16 protein-coding genes, 4 tRNA genes and 1 pseudogene are annotated in these 20,523 nt (G+C 55.4%); 7 read left to right on the plus strand and 14 right to left on the minus strand.

What is annotated here, in order from left to right:
* The first annotated feature begins 35 nt into the window (after positions 1–35).
* Positions 36–1,019, plus strand: a complete 984-nt coding sequence (locus M0746_RS17010) for an NADPH:quinone reductase (protein WP_258450003.1) — start codon at positions 36–38, stop codon at positions 1,017–1,019.
* A gap of 85 nt (positions 1,020–1,104) precedes the next feature.
* On the opposite strand, the gene M0746_RS17015 is transcribed toward M0746_RS17010, so the two are convergent.
* On the minus strand, positions 1,105–1,302 hold the full coding sequence (locus M0746_RS17015) for a DUF7740 domain-containing protein (RefSeq protein ID WP_258450004.1): 198 nt from the start codon (positions 1,300–1,302) through the stop codon (positions 1,105–1,107).
* A 223-nt stretch (positions 1,303–1,525) separates the two neighbouring features.
* On the opposite strand from M0746_RS17015, the gene mobH reads away from it, so the two are divergent.
* Positions 1,526–3,250, plus strand: a complete 1,725-nt coding sequence (gene mobH / locus M0746_RS17020; protein WP_258450005.1) for a MobH family relaxase — start codon at positions 1,526–1,528, stop codon at positions 3,248–3,250.
* Positions 3,251–3,461: 211 nt separating this feature from the next.
* On the opposite strand, the gene M0746_RS17025 is transcribed toward mobH, so the two are convergent.
* From M0746_RS17025 to M0746_RS17040, 4 genes are all read right to left on the minus strand, one after another.
* Entirely contained in the window at positions 3,462–5,195 is a 1,734-nt protein-coding gene (locus M0746_RS17025; RefSeq protein ID WP_258450006.1) for an ATP-binding protein, read from the minus strand.
* Between the two features lie 10 nt (positions 5,196–5,205).
* A complete protein-coding gene (locus M0746_RS17030) occupies positions 5,206–6,219 on the minus strand; it encodes an SIR2 family protein (RefSeq protein ID WP_258450007.1) in 1,014 nt (337 codons plus the stop codon).
* 572 nt (positions 6,220–6,791) lie between these two features.
* Positions 6,792–7,037, minus strand: coding sequence for a hypothetical protein (locus M0746_RS17035; RefSeq protein ID WP_258450008.1), 246 nt, complete (start codon positions 7,035–7,037; stop codon positions 6,792–6,794).
* 993 nt (positions 7,038–8,030) lie between these two features.
* A complete protein-coding gene (locus M0746_RS17040) occupies positions 8,031–8,420 on the minus strand; it encodes a hypothetical protein (protein ID WP_258450009.1) in 390 nt (129 codons plus the stop codon).
* 662 nt (positions 8,421–9,082) lie between these two features.
* Between M0746_RS17040 and M0746_RS17045 the strand changes: the two genes are divergently transcribed.
* On the plus strand, positions 9,083–10,069 hold the full coding sequence (locus tag M0746_RS17045) for a hypothetical protein (protein ID WP_258450010.1): 987 nt from the start codon (positions 9,083–9,085) through the stop codon (positions 10,067–10,069).
* A gap of 93 nt (positions 10,070–10,162) precedes the next feature.
* On the opposite strand, the gene M0746_RS17050 is transcribed toward M0746_RS17045, so the two are convergent.
* The 5 genes from M0746_RS17050 to M0746_RS17070 form a co-directional block, all read right to left on the minus strand.
* Positions 10,163–11,470, minus strand: coding sequence for a tyrosine-type recombinase/integrase (locus M0746_RS17050; protein WP_258450011.1), 1,308 nt, complete (start codon positions 11,468–11,470; stop codon positions 10,163–10,165).
* A 233-nt stretch (positions 11,471–11,703) separates the two neighbouring features.
* Positions 11,704–11,780, minus strand: a tRNA-Asp gene (locus M0746_RS17055).
* Between the two features lie 19 nt (positions 11,781–11,799).
* A tRNA-Val gene (locus tag M0746_RS17060) sits at positions 11,800–11,875 on the minus strand.
* A gap of 191 nt (positions 11,876–12,066) precedes the next feature.
* Positions 12,067–12,143: transfer RNA gene (locus M0746_RS17065), tRNA-Asp, on the minus strand.
* 19 nt (positions 12,144–12,162) lie between these two features.
* Positions 12,163–12,238 (minus strand) — tRNA-Val (locus tag M0746_RS17070).
* A gap of 159 nt (positions 12,239–12,397) precedes the next feature.
* On the opposite strand from M0746_RS17070, the gene rdgC reads away from it, so the two are divergent.
* The 3 genes and pseudogenes from rdgC to sugE all read left to right on the plus strand — a co-directional run.
* Positions 12,398–13,318 carry a recombination-associated protein RdgC gene (gene rdgC / locus M0746_RS17075; RefSeq protein WP_258450012.1) on the plus strand — a complete coding sequence of 307 codons (921 nt, stop codon included), beginning with the start codon at positions 12,398–12,400 and terminating at the stop codon, positions 13,316–13,318.
* A 147-nt stretch (positions 13,319–13,465) separates the two neighbouring features.
* Entirely contained in the window at positions 13,466–14,431 is a 966-nt protein-coding gene (locus tag M0746_RS17080; protein ID WP_258450013.1) for a bile acid:sodium symporter family protein, read from the plus strand.
* Between the two features lie 119 nt (positions 14,432–14,550).
* Positions 14,551–14,859: pseudogene (gene sugE, locus M0746_RS17085) on the plus strand (quaternary ammonium compound efflux SMR transporter SugE); the annotation flags it as partial.
* A 109-nt stretch (positions 14,860–14,968) separates the two neighbouring features.
* Here the strand turns inward: sugE and M0746_RS17090 are convergent.
* The 4 genes from M0746_RS17090 to M0746_RS17105 all read right to left on the minus strand — a co-directional run bounded on the left by M0746_RS17090 (position 14,969) and on the right by M0746_RS17105 (position 19,747).
* Positions 14,969–16,840, minus strand: coding sequence for an MFS transporter (locus tag M0746_RS17090; protein WP_258450014.1), 1,872 nt, complete (start codon positions 16,838–16,840; stop codon positions 14,969–14,971).
* 99 nt (positions 16,841–16,939) lie between these two features.
* Positions 16,940–18,091 carry a TDT family transporter gene (locus M0746_RS17095; RefSeq protein WP_258450015.1) on the minus strand — a complete coding sequence of 384 codons (1,152 nt, stop codon included), beginning with the start codon at positions 18,089–18,091 and terminating at the stop codon, positions 16,940–16,942.
* Between the two features lie 104 nt (positions 18,092–18,195).
* Positions 18,196–18,507 carry a cupin domain-containing protein gene (locus tag M0746_RS17100; RefSeq protein ID WP_258450016.1) on the minus strand — a complete coding sequence of 104 codons (312 nt, stop codon included), beginning with the start codon at positions 18,505–18,507 and terminating at the stop codon, positions 18,196–18,198.
* 52 nt (positions 18,508–18,559) lie between these two features.
* Positions 18,560–19,747 carry an MFS transporter gene (locus M0746_RS17105; RefSeq protein ID WP_258450017.1) on the minus strand — a complete coding sequence of 396 codons (1,188 nt, stop codon included), beginning with the start codon at positions 19,745–19,747 and terminating at the stop codon, positions 18,560–18,562.
* A gap of 91 nt (positions 19,748–19,838) precedes the next feature.
* Between M0746_RS17105 and M0746_RS17110 the strand changes: the two genes are divergently transcribed.
* The gene (locus M0746_RS17110; RefSeq protein WP_258450018.1) at positions 19,839–20,381 is read left to right on the plus strand and encodes a TetR/AcrR family transcriptional regulator; all 543 of its coding nucleotides are present in this window, start codon (positions 19,839–19,841) and stop codon (positions 20,379–20,381) included.
* The last annotated feature ends 142 nt before the right edge of the window (positions 20,382–20,523 follow it).

The raw sequence follows: 20,523 nt of genomic DNA on the forward strand, positions 1-20,523 counted from the left end.
CACGGAGGGACTCCTCCAAGCCGGAGAACAAGTCTATGAAAGCTGCCTATTACGAGCGCCAGGGCCCCGCGGATGAGGTGCTTTGCGTTGCTGATCTGCCAATTCCCCAACCCGGCCCGGGTGAAGTCCGGGTGCGGGTACATGTGTCGGGGCTGAATCCCACTGACCTCAAGGCCCGAACCGGATTCTCATCGGCAATGCCGTTCCCGCGGATCATTCCCCACCAGGACGGCGCTGGCGTCATTGATGCCGTTGGCGACTCGATAGAGGCCGGCCGCATAGGCCAGCGGGTATGGATCTATGAGGCGCAGTACGGCAGACCGAGCGGAACAGCGGCCGAATATGTGGTGGTGCCGTCTGGACAAGCTGTACCACTGCCTGACAATGTCTCTTTCGAAGTAGGAGCATCACTCGGTATCCCGGCATTGACAGCCCATCGCTGTCTCTTCGCCGATGGCGACATCAATGGCCGAAATGTACTCGTGCAGGGCGGAGCGGGCGTCGTTGGCACCGCCGCCATCCTTTTGGCAAAGTGGGCGGGTGCATGGGTCGTGGCCACAGTCACGAATCAAGAGCAAGCCGTCATTGCACGCGCGGCAGGAGCAGATCTGGTCTTGGAACGTTTTAGCGACGATGTCGTTGCGGCCATCAACGCGCACACGAGCAACGGTGGTGTGGACCGCATCGTTGATGTCAATGTCAAGGCGAACCTGGACATTGACCTTGCATGCCTCGCACCCGGTGGCGCCATCAGCTCCTACGCTACAGCCCATGCTACAGAGGAACTGACGCTACCGCTGTTGAAAGCGATGGTGCATGGATGCGTGCTGCGCTTCGTATTTATCTATTCGGTGCCTGTTGCCGCAAAAAATCAGGCGATCAAGGACATTAACTCATGCTTGGCCAGTGGCAACTACGCCCCTCACATCGGGATGAAGGTGGCGTTGGAAAAGATTGCTGAAGCCCATCTCGCGCTTGAGTCGGCATCCGTCACGGGGAAGGTCCTCGTATCCTTGTGAGTGGGAATTCTCCAGGACGATTTCTCTTGAGGGGCAGCCTTGCGCTGTCTCGCTCTAAAGTGAGCTGTCTGCCATACACCTTGCATCATTCCGCATCCAGGTTCTGCGCCAGAAAATCCACCAGCTCGAGCGGACTTCGGCTATCGACTACCTTGTAGATCAGATCACGCTTACTGCGCGGCAACTTCTTGACCACGCTCTTCGCCGAGGCCCGGACGGCTTCGTCGGTCCCATGGATACGTGCCGCGAGCAGCAGCACAAGCGTGGCATCAGTGAGATTCATGGCAAGACCTAAAAAAATATGCACCGCAGTTTACCGACTCTTTTCTTTCTCGTGCCAGCCCCTAACAAAACGATGTTTAGCAGTATCAATATCCCAATTGCCGCACAAACGGACAGGAGCCAAAAGGATGGGTAAGGGTTGGAAGGGAATGGGGACTCAAGGGTAAGAGCCCTACCCGAAAAGGCTAAAAAGCCACTGACCCAGCCATTTCACGGAGATCACGATGCTCAGCCTATTTCGCCGCAAAAGGCAGAAGCCCCCTCCGCCACAGACCGTCAATGTCGCCGAAGGTTACCTGCCCATCGAATCGGCTCAAAGCTTGTTAGCCGCGGAGCACCGCCGCCAATTGCTCGATCGCATATGGCAGTACACCGCCCTCTCCCACGCGCAGTTCATCCAGCTCTATTTGAATCCGATCCATCGCTACGCCGAGCAGGTTCAGCAACTCCCAGCCAGCGAGACGCACCACCATGCGTATCTCGGTGGCATGCTCGACCATGGACTGGAACTGATCGCCTGCAGTTTGAAACTGCGCCAATCGTATCTGCTTCCCACCGGCGCCGCGCCCGAAGACCAAGCCGACCAGAGTGATGCTTGGTCGGCCGGCATCGCCTATGGCGCCCTGCTGCATGACATCGGCAAGATCGCCGTGGACCTGCTGGTCGAACGCCAGGATGGCCGTGTGTGGCATCCTTGGCAGGGCTCCCTGGATCAGCCCTACCGTTTTCGTTACATCAAGGGTCGTGACTACCACCTGCACGGCGCCGCCGCAGGCTTGCTCTACACACAAATTCTCGACCGCCCAATCCTCGATTGGCTCAGTGGATTTCCGCCACTGTGGGCCAGTCTGCTGTATGTCCTGGCGGGCCAGTACGAACGTGCCGGTGTACTCGGCGAGTTGGTGATGCAGGCCGACCGTGTTTCCGTCGCACAGAACATCGGTGGCAACCCGAGCAAGGCGCTGCAAGCGCCGGTTCATTCGCTGCAACATCACTTGATCAGTGGACTGCGTCATCTGGTTCAGCACGAGCTAAAACTCAATCAGCCGGGTGCCGCAGGATGGCTGACCCAGGACGCGCTTTGGCTGGTCAGCAAGACGGTTACCGACAAGCTGCGAGCCTATCTGCTGTCGCAATCGATTGAAGGTATTCCTTCTTCCAACATCGCCGTGTTCGACGAACTGCAATCGCATGGACTGGTCGAGTCCACCCCCGAAGGCAAAGCCATCTGGACCGCGCTCGTTGCGCAGGGAAACTGGCAGCAGAGCTTTACCTTTCTGCGCATTCAACCGGCATTGATATGGGGAAGCGAAGACCGCCCAGAAGCTTTCAGCGGAACAGTGAGCATTGCAGTCGATGACCACCCGACTGACGCTCCGGTATCTCGACCAGCCCCCAAGGCTGTCAATACAAAGTCAACTCAAAACCCATCGCAGCCAGATACCATGGCGCTGGAGGATGCCGACTACCTCGGAACGCTATTGGATATGTTCGAATTGGAAGAGCCTGAGGTGAGTGATGCACCGTCGGAAAGCGCTCTCGAAACTTCAACCCTCCCTTCGGATAACCCTGGCCAAGCATTCTTGAATTGGGTGAAGGAAGGCATCCTAAGCCACAAGCTAGTCATCAATGACAGCAAGGCCAAAATCCACACGGTGAGTGGCAGCGTATTTCTGGTCACGCCAGGTCTCTTCCAACGCTACGCCCGGGAGTTTCCTGGTATCTCACAGGATTCCGATCAAGGGATTGAAGAATGGCGTTGGGTGCAGAAGCAGTTCGAAAAACTGAAGGTGCACAGGAAGCGGGGCGACGGCCTGAATATCTGGGCGTGTCAAGTACAAGGTCCTAGAAGGACAACTATTTTAAAGGGATATCTGATTGAGGAACCGAAGCTGCTTTTCGAATCGATCGCCCCCGACAATCCTTTCCTTAAAATCGCAGAGCTATAAATTTCCGTAACTGTAAGCCCATCTCGGAGAGCAATTCAGCGAATGGGAGGCCTTCAATATCGCAGCGCGCGGCGACCGAGAATCCTATAGCATCAGAATGTCCAGGCCTCACAGGAAAACTCATCGCGTGATGAACTCAAGAGCGTTGCGCCCTTGAGTCTTCATGCGGAGCGGCCATGAAGCCGCTCCATACTGCCACCCCGGTAAGCGATTACTGGATGTTTTGCTTACGCCAGTTATCTACTGCGGTCGGCAGTCGCTTGTCCTTAACCGGTTTTTGCCATTCATCCCAGAAATTGACCGTGCCACTGTTCGGCTTGTTTATAGGCTCATCAATCCTGATTCTGCTTGGCAGCAAGCTCGCATCCCCAACAACCAGGGCCTCGCCGGTATCGAGGGTCGGCAGGATGTCGCTGAACCCACCAAGGCTATCGGGAAGAAGTCTCTTGATAACGCCCTGATCCTCGGCGTTGGTAAGCCGCATAGATACGAAGTTGCTGCATTGGCTGAGCATCGTCTTATTCACTTCGGACGGACGCTGGCTTATCACGACAAGGCTGACACCGTACTTGCGACCTTCCTTAGCGATGCGCTCGAAAATATCCAGGGAAATATCGTCAGCTGATTCCGCCATGCTTCGTTGGGGCATGTAGAGGTGGGCCTCATCACAGAGAAGCGCAATAGGGTGGCGCAGCTCGGATGGCGTCCACTGTTGGACGGAGAATGTGACCCGCGCGACAAGGGAAACGATCAGCGGGAGAACGTCTGATGGAACCTCGGAAAAGTTGATGATCTTGATGCCAGCTTTGCCATTTTCCCCAGAGCTGCCGAGCACGGCAGTGGTGAATTTTTCAAGCCAGGTAAAATCCAGAACGTCTCCGCCGCCGCTGAACATGAATCCCAGACGTCGATCAGAAATTTTGTTCTCAAGGCGAGAGATCATGCGGGCAAGCTTCCCAAAGAAGTCACCCTGTTTCTCGGACCCCGCCCGCGCGCCGGAAATCATTTCGATGTTGATTTCATTTAACCTGTCCATCAGAACATTCAGATCGAACGGAACTGGGCTATCTACGGTGAAGTGCTTCAGAATTTCCTGCTGGTCGCCATCCTCCAGATACTTTCTTTTGGCCTGGTTGATCTCACGCGCCATAATCATGGCCTGGTTGGGCGCATTCTGGTCACTCCGGTCAACAAACATTGCCACGAGAGCTTCATACGAAAGCAACCAGTAAGGCAGGTAAAGCGCACCGTCATCAATAGTGCGTTTAGCCTCAACATCTGCGGGACCGGCCACTTTGAAGTGCTGAATGCCTTGGCCCACCAACGGCGAGTATTCACCATGAAGATCAAAAACGATGGCGTTAGCCGTAGAGAGCCCCGCCATCTGCTCAATGATCTTGGCTGTCGTCCAGGATTTACCTGATCCGGTACTACCGCCGATGAAGGCGTGGCGCTGGAAAAACTTGTTACCGTTGAGGTAGGCGACGGCATGTTCGTCCAGTGTGTATTTGCCCAGCGTCAGGGCATTCCCATCGGCTGAGACGCTGGAGAGCGTGCGCATGAAGTTGGTAAGGTTTTCGCCCTCTAGCGAAAAGCAATTCGCGTCGATTTCTGGAACACTTTCCAAAGTGCGGCGAAAGACGTTTTCTTTACCGCCGTCGCGATCCAGCATCGTACCTATTAGGGAGATTTTGCAAAGGTTAAGTTCTGAAGTCTGATCGCTGATGCCATCGCCTGCGATGTCCTCGATGCCGCGCTTACGGGTCACCTGGGTGATGAGGCCGATGAGATGCTGTCCGGGCCTGCTGCTTTGAAGCACGGCCAGGTGGTTGACTTGCAACCTTTTGAGCTGATCGACATTTTCCACGTCCACGATCACGTTTGTCGTGTCAACAGAGGCAACCTTCCCAAGCGCGTCTTTATCCTTAAAGTCAAAAATAGGCATCTCTTCTTCCCTACATGATGAGTGACAGGTAACCCTCAAGACTCCAGATGTTTTTTTCAACAGTTACCGGAGTCTTATTCAAAGAGGAGTAGACGATGGACTGGGCGTCTGTTGCTCCCCGCTCTATTGCCAGGTAATTCTGCGCCTTGCCATCAAGGATGAGCTTCCTGGCAGCGTCTGAGAGCGCAAAGGTAATGATCGTGATCGGGGTATTCTGGCGCAGGCATTTAGACATAATATTCGGCTGAATATGCTCGTCGTTGAAGCCGTAGCCAATACACAGGTATGAGTTGGCAGCGGTAATGGCCAAATCGGCATTGTGAATAGTCGAGCGGTATGGTTCTAAATGCGTCGTTTGATATTTCTGTGTGCCCGGGGTAACGATTTCCGGTTTGTAGTTAGCAGGTATTCCTTGAATGTTTGAAAGGGCTACGATGTCTTCAAGAGGCGATTTAAACCAGTCCAGCGAACCGTGAACCTTCCAGATATTCACCCTGCGTGCAGACGTGATTTCATTCGGTGCGGCACGCTGCCGAAAAAAACCGTGTGAGAAGCCCGTGTAATGATGGGCCCCCTCCTGATCGCAGGCATATTCCGCCAGCCTGTCATAATTCGTAGTGACGATATTTATCTTGGTAAGGCTGCTTTTGAACATGTGGCGCAGCAGTCGACTCAGCGGAAACATCGCTTGGTTCTGAAGACTATCGTGGAAGATTTTAATGTCTTCAGAGCTGATGAGCGACCAAGTTGCGGTGATAATTCTGGAGGTCAGCTCTTCAGTAACCGCCACCTGATGCAGCGCCGACTCCAGATCAACGCCGTCCAATAGGATCTTGCAAAACTTCTCCCAAGCCTCAATCTCGGCAGCAGACAGGCTAGAAGTGTCGGTATTTGCGACCAAGTGCTTCGCAAGCGCCCCCATTCCTGACATGCCGTGAGCGGCCGATGCACCGCTGCCCAGGATGATGAGAGGAACCTTGCCGTAATAGTCCTGCGCTTGTTTTTCAAAATTCAGGTCAGACAAAATTCTATCCTTGCCATTTGTACCAGTCCTTAGAGACTACGCTTTGCGGCCTAATAAACCTACAAGGTTCAATATCCGAGAGTTCACCGTACGCAATCGAGAGTCAATTTGAATATGGTGTTCAAGATTACTCCATCTGGGCCCCTAAGGTAGTGACATGCTCTACCAGGAAGACGTGTGGAGGATTCACGCTTAAACGCGTCCGATACCACCACCGTGCTGGCCAAACACCTCTGCAGCGAAGCATCTGGCGATATGAGCAGGTCACAACTCCCAGAATGCTAACGCTGCCTCCTACGAAGATGGCCATGCTTTCAGGTAGGTGGAAAAACTCAAGCTCACTGATGATGGTTAGATCGCAGTCGTGTGTCGCAAATTCTTGAGACAGCCATCGCACAGGACAATGCAGCCCGTATGTGTCTGGCTAATGACGGCAGCCCCCAGGCACACCGAAAGACGCGAACGGGAAAGCGGCTGGCTGTTAGTCTACGCAAGCAATCGAGATTACCTGCGCGTTACCAGCGGACAGGGTGCTCTTCAGAAAGTAATGTGAAGGACTTTGCAGAATGCCACTAGCTGCGACGGCTTGAGCCGGGAGAACCACCACGAACAGGACCATCTTTTCGTTCGTAATAACCGGAGAGGAGGTGCATTTCCTCCCTACTAATAAGAGCCTCAAGAGCTCTTATTTCTGCTGGCATACCAGCACCACGTCCAGACGGCATGTCTTCAAAACGTTTCTTGAGTTTCTCTAGACGGTTCCGGAGTCGCTCAAGTCGCTGCTGGTGCGTCTCGTCAGGGTTATTTTTGGTGGTCATTTATGCCTGCCTCCACCTGGTGATCCCCCACAGAAAACCTGGGTATTCGAAAAGACCGTGTCACCCTCTCCAGGCTTGTAGCGAGTCTTCCGCTCGTTACGGCAACCCTCACACATAATCGGCGGATTCACCCAGTCAGCTCTATAGCTGAACTTGGTTGTCTTGCAGAAGCGACAGCTTTTGACAAGCCAACCGGTTTTTGACTCGCGTGGTGGTGGTTCAACGTAAGATATTATAGCTGGCGATGGGCTTGCCATTTCCATGGCGTCCTTCAGTTCATCAATACCGCAAGGTTCTTCGGATCCATGGCTACTGCCTCTGATGTCACCTGAATCCAAGATTACCAGCGGCAAGGCGCCACCACCAGCCCAGCTTGTTGCCCTATCCGATGTCATGATCAAACCAATCGATTCTTTTCGAGGAGCAAATCTCAGGTAGCAGAAGGAGAACAAACGGTTGAAAAATGAGTTGCAGCTTATGGCTGAAACGCCTCAGGTATTCATTCACAACGTTGCATTGAACAGACCGACTCGTAACAAGCTGAATACCATTTCCAAACCTGACAGTAGAGGTTAGCCAGGCGAGGTAGCGATCTACCACACCCACCATTAAATTTTTTGACCCGAACGGTGCAGCGTTATGCATGAGCTGGCACCGTTAGCCTTAAGTTGAATATTGTTAGGAAATACTCACCACTTAGTTACACGACAACTTCATTAAAATAAGATCATCTACGTGCCGACTGCGCCTTAGAAAAAATGAAGGGAATAGCAACAAAGAACAAAACACTTAAAAGTGAATCCGTATAAGTTTTTTCATAATACAACCAGACAGAGGTTGCCCCGATCGGAATGCAAAAAACAACGAACACAAGCATAGTTATTGCAGCGAATATTCGATTCGTCACTTCTTTAAATGAATCTACTAGCGGTGAAATTAAGGTGGCGACGAACTCAGCGACAAGCAGCAAAGGAATATAGAAAAATGCCGAAATTATAAAAAAACTAATTGAAGATTGGTTTTCCCGACAGGGATAACAGGGAGATATTCCCCAATAAAGCGAGCACTACTGAGGTAAACCTCGCCACTTGTAAACAGAGACTTAAACAATGGGGGCGTGGAAATCGAAAGATAAAGCATTCCAAATGTCACAAAATAAAAAACAAATTTGAACGCTGTTTCGTCAGCCTTTTGACGATTTTTCGCTCGTCGAGCGGACTCAACCGGCTGAACCAATTCAATTGACTCAACGACTGCATCATTGTGCTTTGAAGCAGGCTCCGAGACAGTGCGCTTACTCCTACCCCGCCACAAAAAAACTATACCTGCATAAATGAATGACGCCACGACATTGAGTACCAGATTCCAGATATCACCAGCCATAAAATCTTCTTAACTGTTCAAAGGTTAAAGTTACTGCCTCAAAGACTCTGAGTCTCTCGGGCACAAGTCACCGGCAAAAAGTGCTAGCTTAGACCAAACCATATTAGAAACAAATAGCCATCACCTCAACTTTTTTATCGAGTAAACGCACCTTCTAAGACCAGTAATTCGTGACATTTTTGGATACGACTGGATCTGTTGGATATGAACGGCCTTGTCGACTTCTCGTGGCTTGGCCTTCAATTGCCTCTGAAGTCGCCCCCCTCAAATAGATCCCCTTACGCGCCTTGAACGGCAGGTTCTGCGGTTGCCGTCACGGTCGACCCGATGACCAAAAAATATACGGACTTGAAGCGGTCAACGAGCGACTAGCTAATGAGATCGCTCCCCCATTGAAAATTGGAGAATTAAAACTGTCGCAACCAGAAACGGTGAGGCTTGCCACCCGGTAATGCGCCGGCCGGGGAAGGAGCGAACCCCGCGCTGTCGGCTGACCGTCTTGGCCTTGTGCGTGGCCAGATTTCGTCCACCCAAAACCACTGCCCAATATAAGTGATGGCACGAAGCTTCCCATCAAGGATTTTTGCGGCCTATACTGTTTATACATACAGACTAACCTTCGCGTCCCATCCTCTGCCGTTTTAGCCAGATTGGAGCAATTGATGCCATCAACCGACTTCATGGAATTTAAGACTTTCGCTGACATCCAAGGTCACTTCGAAATCGCCCTAGATCTGCTGCTTAAGAAAGAGAATTTCAGCCATGGGGTGTGGCCTTATAAACTCTATCAACCTGAAGCAAACTGCCAGTATGAAAAGCTTGGTAAACGATGCGCTCAGCAGCACCAAAAAGGTTACGTCGTCGGTTGTCTCGATGGTTCCGTGGTTCTGATCGGCCATTGCTGCGCTCACAAGTACCTCAGCTTGGATGATGAATCGGTCAAAGCAGGCTTCAAGCAGCTTGATACTAACCAGCGGCAATCAATCCGCCGTCGTAAAGTGGAATCCCTGCTCAAGAAGCGGCAATCCTACGTAGAGCAGGGTAAAGCCCTTCACATGCAACACAGGGATTTGCAAGCGCGGATCACGGAGTTGTACAACACACTCCCCCGGCAGATTTGGCATAAATTAATCGACCGCTGGAAGACGAATAGGCTGGAGGTGGTCTGGGAATATCAGATAACCAAGACAGGTACCGATAATGGAAAGAAGGTTGTCGAGAGAACTTGGTACCCGAATTCCTACGGCAAGCTCAACGGGTTGGGTGCATGGCTTGAACTGGACTATCAAACGTACGCCGGGCAGATATCAGACTACCGTAAACAGCTCGAACTCATCCCTGCCAAAGATCAACTGACTAACGCTGAAATCGATCACGCTGAGGCCACTCTCAATAACGTGGCTACTATAAGGAGCATGGAGCGAGAGCTTGGAGCGTTGTCCAAAATGCTGAGCGGTTTTTCTGAGCCATCCAATTTGGCACGTGTAGTTCAGCTCACTAGCAATCAAACCGTTCGGGCGGAAACGGTAGTCGCTGTGCACCGATTGATTGGAGAAACTCTAGCGATGACGCCCGAAAGGTTCGTTGCAGATATTGATGTTGCTCTGAAACGCAAACACGATGCAACCGGATTACGTATTCAGCAGTGACGAACGTTAGGACGGCCTATAAGAAACAGCATCATTCACACGCTCATTGATGCGAGTTTTGAGTAGAGCAATAGCACCAGTGCCGGGGACGATTCAGGATTCCTGCTGCGTGTTCAGAAAATCCATTGAACGTCGGCCGCTCTGCGTCATGTATGTATCGGGCTTAGGTGGAGAAACACCGACCTCCAGCGCATCTAGTAAATCCGCCCAATATTGCATCATCCTACGTCTCGGCTCTACGTATTCCGCATGATTGTATGCAGCCCGAATTTGGTTAGTATCAGCGTGTGAAAGCTGCGCCTCAATCCACTCTTCTACAAAGCCAACCTCGTTAAGCGCCGTGGAGATGGTAGCCCTGATGCCATGACCGGTGAGCCTTCCTTTGTAACCCATACGGCTGATCGCGGTGTTAAGGGTATTTTCACTGATCATTTCCTGCGGTTCATATCGGTGAACCAGCAGATACCGTGCACCGCGCGCCCTTAACTGCATTAGCCGCTTCACAATTGCAATTGCTTGGGTAGACAGCGGAATCACATAAGGCGGGATCTCATTCCCCTGGGTTCGAACACGACTCCGGAGTTGCTTGACCCCCTCCGGCGGCACAAGCCAAATCCCCTTGTCGAGGTCGAATTGGTCTGGCGTCGCCGCACGCAGCTCTCCTGTACGCACCCCTGTCAACAGCAATAGACGAATACCAAGCCGTGTCGCTTCTGCACACCCGTAGTGGGTGACGGTCCTGAGCAGTCCTGGAAGTTCATTTACCTGGAGGAACGGATTATGGCGAACTGGTCGCGGCGTCTCGGCAACGATATCAAGATCTGCTGCTGGGTTCACATCAACGAGCCCTTCCGCCATGGCAAAACGGAAGATCTGGTTGAGCCAGGTGCGCACCTTTCGAGCAGAGACAAGCGCCCCTCTGCGCTCAATTCGCCTAATGAGCTCCAGCACGTCACCACGAGAAATATCTGAGATCGGAAGATCGCCCAAACACGGCAGCATGTCCTTCTTCAGGTATTTGCTCGCTTGCCCTGCACTGCCCTTCTTACTTTTCGTCAGCTTTTTACTTCGGAACTCATGCCAGCGACCAGCAACCGCTTCAAACGTGTTGTTGGCGGCGCGAGAGGCTTTTTGGCGCTCGGCGCGACGATGTGAGCGGGGATCGATATTGTTGGCCACCAGCGCACGTGCAGCCTCTCTCCGCTGGCGAGCCTCCTTGAGACTAACGTCGGGATAGATGCCAAGGGAAATACGCAATTGCTTGTCATGCCAATAGAAACGGAAATGCCAGCGCTTCGAACCCGTTGTGGGCACTTGCAGAGATAAGCCATCCCCATCAGTTAACGTATAAGGCTTGGTGGCGGGCTTGGCTTGCTTGATCGCTGTATCTGTCAGAGCCATCAGACACCTCCTTTTGCATCAAGGAGGGGAATACAACCCAGCGGTAGACGGACCAATACGAAAATTGATGCGCAAGGAATCGTAAAAGGCTGTGCCAGCGGTGTACTTAAATGTGTACTTAAAAACCGTGGCTGGAGATGGATTCCAGTGGAATTCAGAAAACGAAAAAAGCGGCTCAAGGCCGCTATTTCCGTAGCTTCCAGGCGTTCAGTGGGCCTTAGTGGAAGCAAATATGGCGCAGCGGACGGGACTCGAACCCGCGACCCCCGGCGTGACAGGCCGGTATTCTAACCGACTGAACTACCGCTGCGCGAAACGCTTGAAACGAATGGTGGGTGATGACGGGATCGAACCGCCGACATTCTGCTTGTAAGGCAGACGCTCTCCCAGCTGAGCTAATCACCCTTCGCTTCGTTACGGGGCGCATTATGCCACAAGTTTTCGTAATGTGTTGATTTAATTGAAGTTTTTTTCAAATAAATCCGAAAACCGGTGAAACCATGCATCCCGCGGGTACAACCTTGGGGCAGAAAAAAACCCGCTTAAGCGGGTTTTTCCGTGGTGACCTGGCGTTCAGTGGTCCAGGTTACCGAATATGGCGCAGCGGACGGGACTCGAACCCGCGACCCCCGGCGTGACAGGCCGGTATTCTAACCGACTGAACTACCGCTGCGCTAAACACTTGAAACGAATGGTGGGTGATGACGGGATCGAACCGCCGACATTCTGCTTGTAAGGCAGACGCTCTCCCAGCTGAGCTAATCACCCTTCGCTTCGGTGTGGCGCGCATTCTACGGAGCGCCCCCACCTCTGGCAAGCACTTTTTTAAATAATTTTCCGAGGCCTTCCAAAGGCTTAGAGAAGGGTTGGCCTATGCCACGGCGAAGACAATAATGCCCCCCTTTGTATAAAGGAGAGACTCACCCCATGTGGTTCAAGAACCTGCTTATCTATCGCCTGACCCAAGACCTGCCTGTCGATGCCGAGGCGCTGGAAACTGCACTGGCCACCAAACTGGCGCGTCCATGTGCAAGCCAGGAGTTGACCACCTACGGTTTCGTCGCGCCGTTCGGCAAAGGCGAAGACGCGCCACTGGTGCATGTCAGCGGTGACTTCCTGCTGATTGCCGCGCGCAAGGAAGAACGCATTCTGCCGGGCAGCGTCGTGCGTGACGCGGTCAAGGAAAAGGTCGAAGAGATCGAAGCCGAGCAGATGCGCAAGGTCTATAAAAAGGAACGCGACCAGATCAAGGATGAAATCATCCAGGCCTTCCTGCCGCGCGCGTTCATCCGTCGCTCGTCGACCTTTGCCGCCGTCGCGCCGAAACAAGGGCTGATCCTGGTCAATTCGGCCAGCCCGAAACGCGCCGAAGACTTGTTGTCGACCCTGCGTGAAGTAATCGGCACCCTGCCCGTGCGTCCATTGACGGTGAAAATGGCGCCGACCGCCGTGATGACCGATTGGGTCACCACGCAAAAAGCCGCCGACGACTTCTATGTACTCGACGAGTGCGAACTGCGCGACACCCACGAAGACGGCGGCATCGTGCGTTGCAAGCGTCAGGACCTGACCAGCGAAGAAATCCAGCTGCACCTGAGCACCGGCAAAGTGGTCACCCAGTTGTCGCTGGCCTGGCAGGACAAACTGTCGTTCATGCTCGACGACAAGATGACCGTCAAGCGCCTGAAGTTCGAGGACTTGCTGCAGGATCAGGCGGAACACGACGGCGGCGACGAAGCCCTCGGCCAACTGGATGCGAGCTTCACCCTGATGATGCTGACCTTCGGCGACTTCCTGCCGGCACTGGTGGAAGCCCTGGGCGGGGAAGAGACTCCGCAGGGGATCTAACCCTTGTGATGTGCAAACTGTAGAAGTGAGCCTGCTCGCGATAGCGGTGTGTCAGTCAACGGCGATGTTGAATGTGCCACCGCAATCGCGAGCAGGCTCACTCCTACAGGGGTTTTGTGGTGTTCATTGAATAATAAGGACCAGGCCATGCGCGTACTGGCTGCACTCAGCCGCTTCGTCGGCAATACCTTCGCTTACTGGGTTCTGATTTTCGCTGTGATTGCGTTCCTGCAACCGGCATGGTTCCTCGGCCTGAAAAGCGCCATCGTGCCGCTGCTGGGGCTGGTGATGTTCGGCATGGGCCTGACCCTCAAACTCGACGACTTCGCTGCCGTTGCCCGCCATCCGTGGCGCGTGGCGCTGGGCGTGGTCGCGCATTTCGTGATCATGCCCGGTGTGGCGTGGTTGCTCTGCCAGGCGTTCCACCTGCCGCCGGAAATCGCCGTCGGCGTGATTCTGGTCGGCTGCTGCCCTAGCGGCACGTCGTCCAATGTGATGACCTGGCTGGCGCGCGGTGATCTGGCGCTGTCGGTGGCGATCGCTGCCGTCACCACCCTCCTCGCCCCGCTGCTGACCCCGGCGCTGATCTGGCTGCTGGCTTCGGCGTGGCTGCCGGTGTCGTTCATGGAGTTGTTCTGGTCGATCCTGCAAGTGGTGCTGCTGCCGATCATTCTTGGCGTGGTGGCCCAGCGCGTGCTGGGGGACAAGGTTCGCCATGCGGTCGACGTGCTGCCGCTGGTGTCGGTGGTCAGCATCGTCATCATTGTCACGGCGGTGGTGGCCGCAAGTCAGGCGAAGATCGCCGAGTCGGGCCTGCTGATCATGGCGGTGGTGATGCTGCACAACAGCTTTGGTTATTTGCTCGGCTACTTCACCGGACGCCTGTTCAAATTGCCGCTGGCGCAGCGCAAATCACTGGCGCTGGAAGTCGGCATGCAGAATTCGGGGCTGGGCGCCGCGCTGGCCAGTGCACACTTTTCGCCACTGGCGGCAGTGCCAAGTGCATTGTTCAGCGTCTGGCACAATATTTCCGGCGCACTGCTATCAACGTATTTCCGCCGGATGAGTGAAAAGGCGGATCGCCAGACTGCGGCGCAACAAGCGGCCGACTGAGGCCTAAACTTGATCCCCGGGTTAATGCTCGGCAGACTGTGGCGCAACGCGGGGACGACCCTGCGGCTCGCTCGAGTCATCAATCTGGGGACGACCCCGTCAATCGATGGAGGTCTTGCATGTCCTGGATCATTCTGTTTTTCGCCGGCCTGTTCGAGGTTGGCTGGGCCGTCGGCCTGAAATACACCGACGGCTTCACCCGCCCCCTGCCCACCGTACTGACCATTGCAGCCATGGCCGTCAGCCTTGGCCTGCTGGGGCTGGCAGTGAAGGATTTGCCGCTGGGTACGGCTTATGCGATCTGGACCGGCGTCGGTGCCGTCGGCACGGTAATCGCCGGGATCATTCTGTTTGGCGAATCGATGGCATTGATTCGGCTGGCGAGTGTGGCGTTGATCGTGACCGGGTTGATCGGTCTCAAGGTCAGCGCTTTGGCCACCGGCCCCATCGCTGGCAAGCCAGCTCCCACAAGATTGGCGTACACCATCGAACCTGTGGGAGCTGGCTTGCCAGCGATGAGGGCTGTCCAGTCAACGCCTATCTAACGGATCCGCGCAATTCTCCGACCAACACCTGCAACCTCGCCGGCTCCGCCCCTTCGGTAATCGCCGAACCCGCCACCAGCGTCACCCGCGACCACAACCGGCGCAAAAAGCCCTTGTTCGGATCGCGACTGAAGAAACTGCCCCACAGCCCCTGCAACGCCAACGGTATCACCGGCACTGGCGTCTCTTCGAGAATCCGCGTCAGCCCGCCGCGGAATTCGTTGATCTCGCCATCGGCAGTCAACTTGCCTTCCGGAAAAATGCACACCAGCTCGCCCTCCTTCAGATACTGCGCAATACGGCTGAAGGCCTTTTCGTAGATCTGGATATCTTCCTGGCGTCCGGCAATGGGAATCGCGCCAGCGGTGCGGAAGATAAAGTTCAGCACCGGCAGGTTGTAGATCTTGTAGTACATGACAAAGCGAATCGGCCTGCGCACCGCCCCACCGATCAGCAAGGCATCGACGAACGATACGTGGTTGCACACCAGTAACGCCGCGCCTTCATCAGGAATCGCTTCAAGGTTGCGATGCTCGACGCGGTACATGGAATGGCTGAGCAACCAGATCATGAAACGCATGCTGAACTCGGGCACGATCTTGAAGATGTAGGCGTTGACGCCGATGTTCAGCAGCGACACCACCAGGAACAGCTGCGGGATCGACAGCTTCGCCACGCTCAACAAAACGATGGAAACAATCGCCGAAACCACCATGAACAGCGCGTTGAGAATGTTGTTCGCCGCGATCACTCGCGCCCGCTCGTTCTCGGCGGTGCGTGACTGGATCAGCGCGTACAACGGCACGATATAAAAGCCGCCGAATATGCCCAGGCCAAGAATGTCGATCAGTACCGCCCAGGTGTGAACGAAGCCCAGCACTTCAGTCCAGCTATGGCCGCTGACGCTGTCGGGAATCCCGCCGGAATGCCACCACAGCAGCAGGCCGAACACCGTCAGGCCGAACGAACCGAACGGCACCAGACCGATCTCGACCTTGCGCCCGGACAGTTTCTCGCAAAGCATCGAACCCAGCGCAATGCCCACCGAAAACACCGTGAGGATCAGGGTGACTACGGTCTCATCGCCGTGCATCCACTCCTTGGCGTAGGCCGGAATCTGCGTCAGGTAAATCGCCCCGACGAACCAGAACCATGAGTTGCCGACAATCGAGCGCGACACGGCAGGCGTCTGGCCCAGGCCGAGTTTCAACGTCGCCCAGGACTGGCTGAAAATGTTCCAGTTCAGGCGCATCTCCGGGGAGGAGGCCGCCGCGCGCGGAATACTGCGGCTGGCCAGATAACCCAGCACGGCAATGCCGACGATGGCGGCAGACACCACCGGCGCGTAGTGTTCTGACGACATCATGATCCCGGCACCGATCGTCCCGGCGAGAATCGCCAGAAACGTGCCCATTTCCACCAGACCGTTGCCACCGACCAGTTCATCGTCACGCAGCGCCTGCGGCAGGATCGAATACTTCACCGGTCCGAACAGTGCCGAATGGGTGCCCATGGCAAACAGCGCCACCAGCATCAGCGACAAATGATCGAAGAGAAAACCGATAGATCCTACGGCCATGATCGCGATTTCCGCGAGTTTGATCAGACGGATCAGCGCGTCCTTGGCGAACTTTTCGCCAAACTGCCCGGCCAGTGCCGAGAACAGAAAGAACGGCAGGATGAACAACAGCGCACACAGGTTGACCCAGATCGAGCGGTCACCCTCGATGGTCAGCCGATAGAGAATCGCGAGAATCAACGACTGCTTGAACACGTTGTCGTTGAACGCACCGAGCGACTGCGTAATGAAGAACGGCAGGAAGCGCCGGGTGCGCAGCAGGTTGAACTGTGAGGGGTGACTCATCTTCCGTGTTTCCCTGATGTTTAAGGTAGCGAGGCCTGGATACTGCTTATTGGAATCTCGAACCGCGTTCCAGGCCACACCTTACCTAAACTTTTCAGGTTATTGCTTCAAACCTGCGATGCAAGGCGAGACAAACAGCTCGCCACGCCAGGCGCCTTGCACGGTGCGCTTGCCGACGATCAGCCACATCAGCCCCAGCAGTATCGCCAACGCCGTACCGACGACGCTGAAAAACGTCAGGTTCAGGGTGCTCGCCAGTTTCAAAGTGGCCAGCGAATACACGCCCAGCGGGAAGGTAAACCCCCACCAGCCGAGGTTGAACGGGATGCCATCGCGCAGGTAGCGCACGGTGATCAGCAGGGCCATCAACATCCACCAAAGGCCAAAGCCCCACAGCGTGATACCGGCGACCAGCCCGAGCCCCGCCGCGATTTCACCGATGCCCGGCAAACCGTTGGCAGCAAAAATCAGCGGCGCATCGCCGCCCAGCAGCAGCATGCCCAGCGCACCGGTGCCGATCGGACCGAGCGCCAGCCAGCTCGACGCGGCCATGTTTTCGTGGGGCAGTTTATGCAGGGCCATGCGCAGCAGCAGAATCGTCAGAATGCTGAACGCCACAGGTAGGGAAAATGCCCAGAGGACGTAGCTAGTGGTCAGCACCACCAGTTGCGCGTGAGCATCGGTGAGGTGCGGCGCAAGCAGGCCACCACTGGCCGCGGCCACTTCCGCAGCGACCACCGGCAACAGCCAGACCGCCGTCATTTGGTCGATGCTGTGCTCCTGGCGGGTAAACATCATGTAGGGAATCAATACGCCGCAAGCGAGCGACATTGCCACGTCCAGCCACCACAGCACTTCGGCCAGATCAATTACGCCCTCGCCCCAACGCGGCAGGCCGAAAACGAGAAAGCCATTGATGATCGTTGCCAGCCCCATCGGAATCGTGCCGAAGAACATCGACACGGTGGAATGACCGAAGATGCGCCGCGCTTCATCGAAAAACAGGATCCAGCGCGCGGCGTAGGCAGCGGTAAACAGGGTGAATAACAGAATGTTGAACAACCACAGCGCTTCAGCCACGACGTGCAGGCCGGGGACGGCAAACGGTAGTTGCGCCAGCGCCAACGCCAGCACACCGGTGCCCATGGTCGCGGCGAACCAGTTGGGGGTGAACTGACGAATCACTTCGCGCGGGTGCTGAAGCTGGCTGAACGGCTTGAGGCCGGGTTTGGCGGTGTGTGGGCAAATCATCATGAACTCCTGTCCTCTGGTGAGGTTGAGTCCATCGTAGAACCGAATCGAATATCTATATAACGGGTAATTTCTCTAACTGTTATCTGTTTTGCCAATATGGATCAAACGCTGCCTTCGCTTTCGATTACCAAAATTCGCGCCACGCCTTGCGGATGGGCGACATGCTCGGTGCCAACGCTGGCGTAGAAAATGTCACCGACGTCGAGTTGCACCTGTTTTTCTTCGCCTTGCTCGCGGTAATGCATCGTCACTTGGCCATCGAGCACGACAAACACTTCTTCGCCATCGTTGACGTGCCACTTGTATGGTTGATCAGTCCAGTGCAGACGCGTGGTGATGCCGTTCATGCTGGCAATGTCCAGCGCGCCCCAGGCGCGATCGGCGGTGAAGGCTTTGCTGCGGATAATCTTCATGATCGGTCCGTGAGAAAAATGGCGAAGGCAAGGCTAACCGAAACCTCGAGGATTATGGAGCGCTGCACATTTTGGCAGACGCTGCACGCAAGCTGAGCAGCAGTGCAGCGACAGCCATAACGATCAGCATGGCGCCGTAACCATCCGTTGCCCGCACTAGCCCGTAACTATGCGAAAAGTGCCCGGCAAGCAGCGCCGGCAAACAGAACGCCAGATAACTGAGCACGTAATACGCTGCCATCAACCCGGCGCGCTCATGGGGCAAGGCCAGCGGTACCAGGCTGCGCACGGCGCCGAGAAACCCCGAACCGAAGCCACAACCGGCGACCAGCGTGCCGAAGAAAAACCACGGCAGACTGGCGCTGTGTACGCCCAACAGAATCAAAATCACACCGATCGGCAGCAGGCTGGCGCCTGAACGCAGCGCTTGTGATGCCGGACGCTGACGCATGATAAAAATCATCATCGCGCCGGTCACGGTCAATACGGCTACCGTTGCGCCACCGATCAGATTTGATGTCGACCCGGTCGCGGTGCGCACCAGCGATGGCGCGAGCGAGGCGTAAAACCCGCCAAGCGCCCACGTGGCCGTGTTCAGCGGCAATACCCGCCACAAAGTTGATCGGGCTTGCATCGGCACATGCAAAGTCGGCCGCAAAGAAGCCCACCCGCCCGCTTGCGGAGCAACGCTTTCCGGCAACCGCCAGACATACAAGCCCTGCAAGACAAACAGCGCCAGCAACAGCCAGTACGTCAGTTGCAACGGTGCCGGGGCAAATTCGGCCAGCAAACCGCAACCCATCCCGCCCAGCGCCATGCCCAGCAACGGTGCCACGCTGTTGATCAGCGGGCCGTGCTGGCGATCGGTATCGAGCAATGTCGCGCTTAATACCGCGGTGGCCATGCCAGTGGCGAAACCTTGCAGCACGCGTGCGCTGATCAGCCATTCCACGCTGTTGGCGTAGATAAACAAAAGCATCGCCAAAGCATTGAGCACCACCGCCGCGAAAATCACGGGTTTGCGGCCGAGGTGATCCGACAGCGAACCCACGGTCAATAACGCCACAAGCAGACTGAGCGCATACACGGCAAAGATCAGCGTCAGCACCGTCGCGGAAAATTGCAGCTGCTCCTGATACAGGTGATACAGCGGGGTTGGCGCTGTGGAAGCGGCAAGAAAACTCAGTAAGGTGATCGCCAGAAACCACAGGCTGGATCGATTGGACGCAAGGCTGGACATGAGCACACTCCGCAAAAGCTAATTTTTTGCTTTTGCGGAGTGTGCTACTGCCTCGCGCTTAAAGCAAATTCTTTGTGTTAAGGTCTGCGCCATGGTTATTAAAGAAGGTTTACGCCCCGGCGGCCGCAGTGCCCGGGTGCAAGAGTCGGTTCATTCGGCTGTCCGCGCGCTCCTCGCGGAACAGGAGCGCTCTACCGTGACCGTGCCGCAAATCGCCGCGCGCGCGGGAGTTACCCCCTCGACGATCTATCGCCGCTGGGGCGATCTGGCGGCATTGCTTGCCGACGTCGCCCTCGCCCGCCTGCGCCCGGACAGCGAACCGGCCGACACCGGCAGTCTGCGCGGCGATGTTCGTGCCTGGGCCGAGCAGTATCTTGATGAGATGAGTTCGGAGATCGGGCGCAACATGATGCGCGACGTGCAGGCGAGCGCGACGCCGGGCTATTGCGTGACGATTATTGGTGCACAGTTGCAGACCATCGTTGACCGTTATCCCGATGAACCGGCGCCGAGTGTCGATCAGCTGATCAATCTGGTGGTGGCGCCGGTGGTGTTCCGGATTCTGTTTTCGGCGGCGGCGCTGGAAATTGAAGAACTGCACAGGTTGATTGATATCGCATTGCACCAGGATTGACGCCTTCGCTGGCAAGCCAGCTCCCACAAGGATCGCCAGCGAACACAAACAGGGTGGGCACCATGAATCATCTGGGAGCTGGCTTGCCAGCGATGAGGCCCGCCAGTTCACCCGAGAAACCAACCGGTTGCACACCTGCGAC

It is taken from the genome of Pseudomonas sp. S11P7, from assembly GCF_023195435.1.
Lineage (GTDB): Bacteria > Pseudomonadota > Gammaproteobacteria > Pseudomonadales > Pseudomonadaceae > Aquipseudomonas > Aquipseudomonas fluorescens_G.

Coding starts and splice junctions, on each gene's coding strand:
- M0746_RS17010 (WP_258450003.1), top strand. CDS start 36: ATGAAAGCTGCCTATTACGAGCGCCAGGGCCCCGCGGATGAGGTGCTT.
- M0746_RS17015 (WP_258450004.1), bottom strand. CDS start 1,302: ATGAATCTCACTGATGCCACGCTTGTGCTGCTGCTCGCGGCACGTATC.
- mobH (WP_258450005.1), top strand. CDS start 1,526: ATGCTCAGCCTATTTCGCCGCAAAAGGCAGAAGCCCCCTCCGCCACAG.
- M0746_RS17025 (WP_258450006.1), bottom strand. CDS start 5,195: ATGCCTATTTTTGACTTTAAGGATAAAGACGCGCTTGGGAAGGTTGCC.
- M0746_RS17035 (WP_258450008.1), bottom strand. CDS start 7,037: ATGACCACCAAAAATAACCCTGACGAGACGCACCAGCAGCGACTTGAG.
- M0746_RS17040 (WP_258450009.1), bottom strand. CDS start 8,420: ATGGCTGGTGATATCTGGAATCTGGTACTCAATGTCGTGGCGTCATTC.
- M0746_RS17045 (WP_258450010.1), top strand. CDS start 9,083: ATGCCATCAACCGACTTCATGGAATTTAAGACTTTCGCTGACATCCAA.
- M0746_RS17050 (WP_258450011.1), bottom strand. CDS start 11,470: ATGGCTCTGACAGATACAGCGATCAAGCAAGCCAAGCCCGCCACCAAG.
- rdgC (WP_258450012.1), top strand. CDS start 12,398: ATGTGGTTCAAGAACCTGCTTATCTATCGCCTGACCCAAGACCTGCCT.
- M0746_RS17080 (WP_258450013.1), top strand. CDS start 13,466: ATGCGCGTACTGGCTGCACTCAGCCGCTTCGTCGGCAATACCTTCGCT.
- M0746_RS17090 (WP_258450014.1), bottom strand. CDS start 16,840: ATGAGTCACCCCTCACAGTTCAACCTGCTGCGCACCCGGCGCTTCCTG.
- M0746_RS17095 (WP_258450015.1), bottom strand. CDS start 18,091: ATGATTTGCCCACACACCGCCAAACCCGGCCTCAAGCCGTTCAGCCAG.
- M0746_RS17100 (WP_258450016.1), bottom strand. CDS start 18,507: ATGAAGATTATCCGCAGCAAAGCCTTCACCGCCGATCGCGCCTGGGGC.
- M0746_RS17105 (WP_258450017.1), bottom strand. CDS start 19,747: ATGTCCAGCCTTGCGTCCAATCGATCCAGCCTGTGGTTTCTGGCGATC.
- M0746_RS17110 (WP_258450018.1), top strand. CDS start 19,839: ATGGTTATTAAAGAAGGTTTACGCCCCGGCGGCCGCAGTGCCCGGGTG.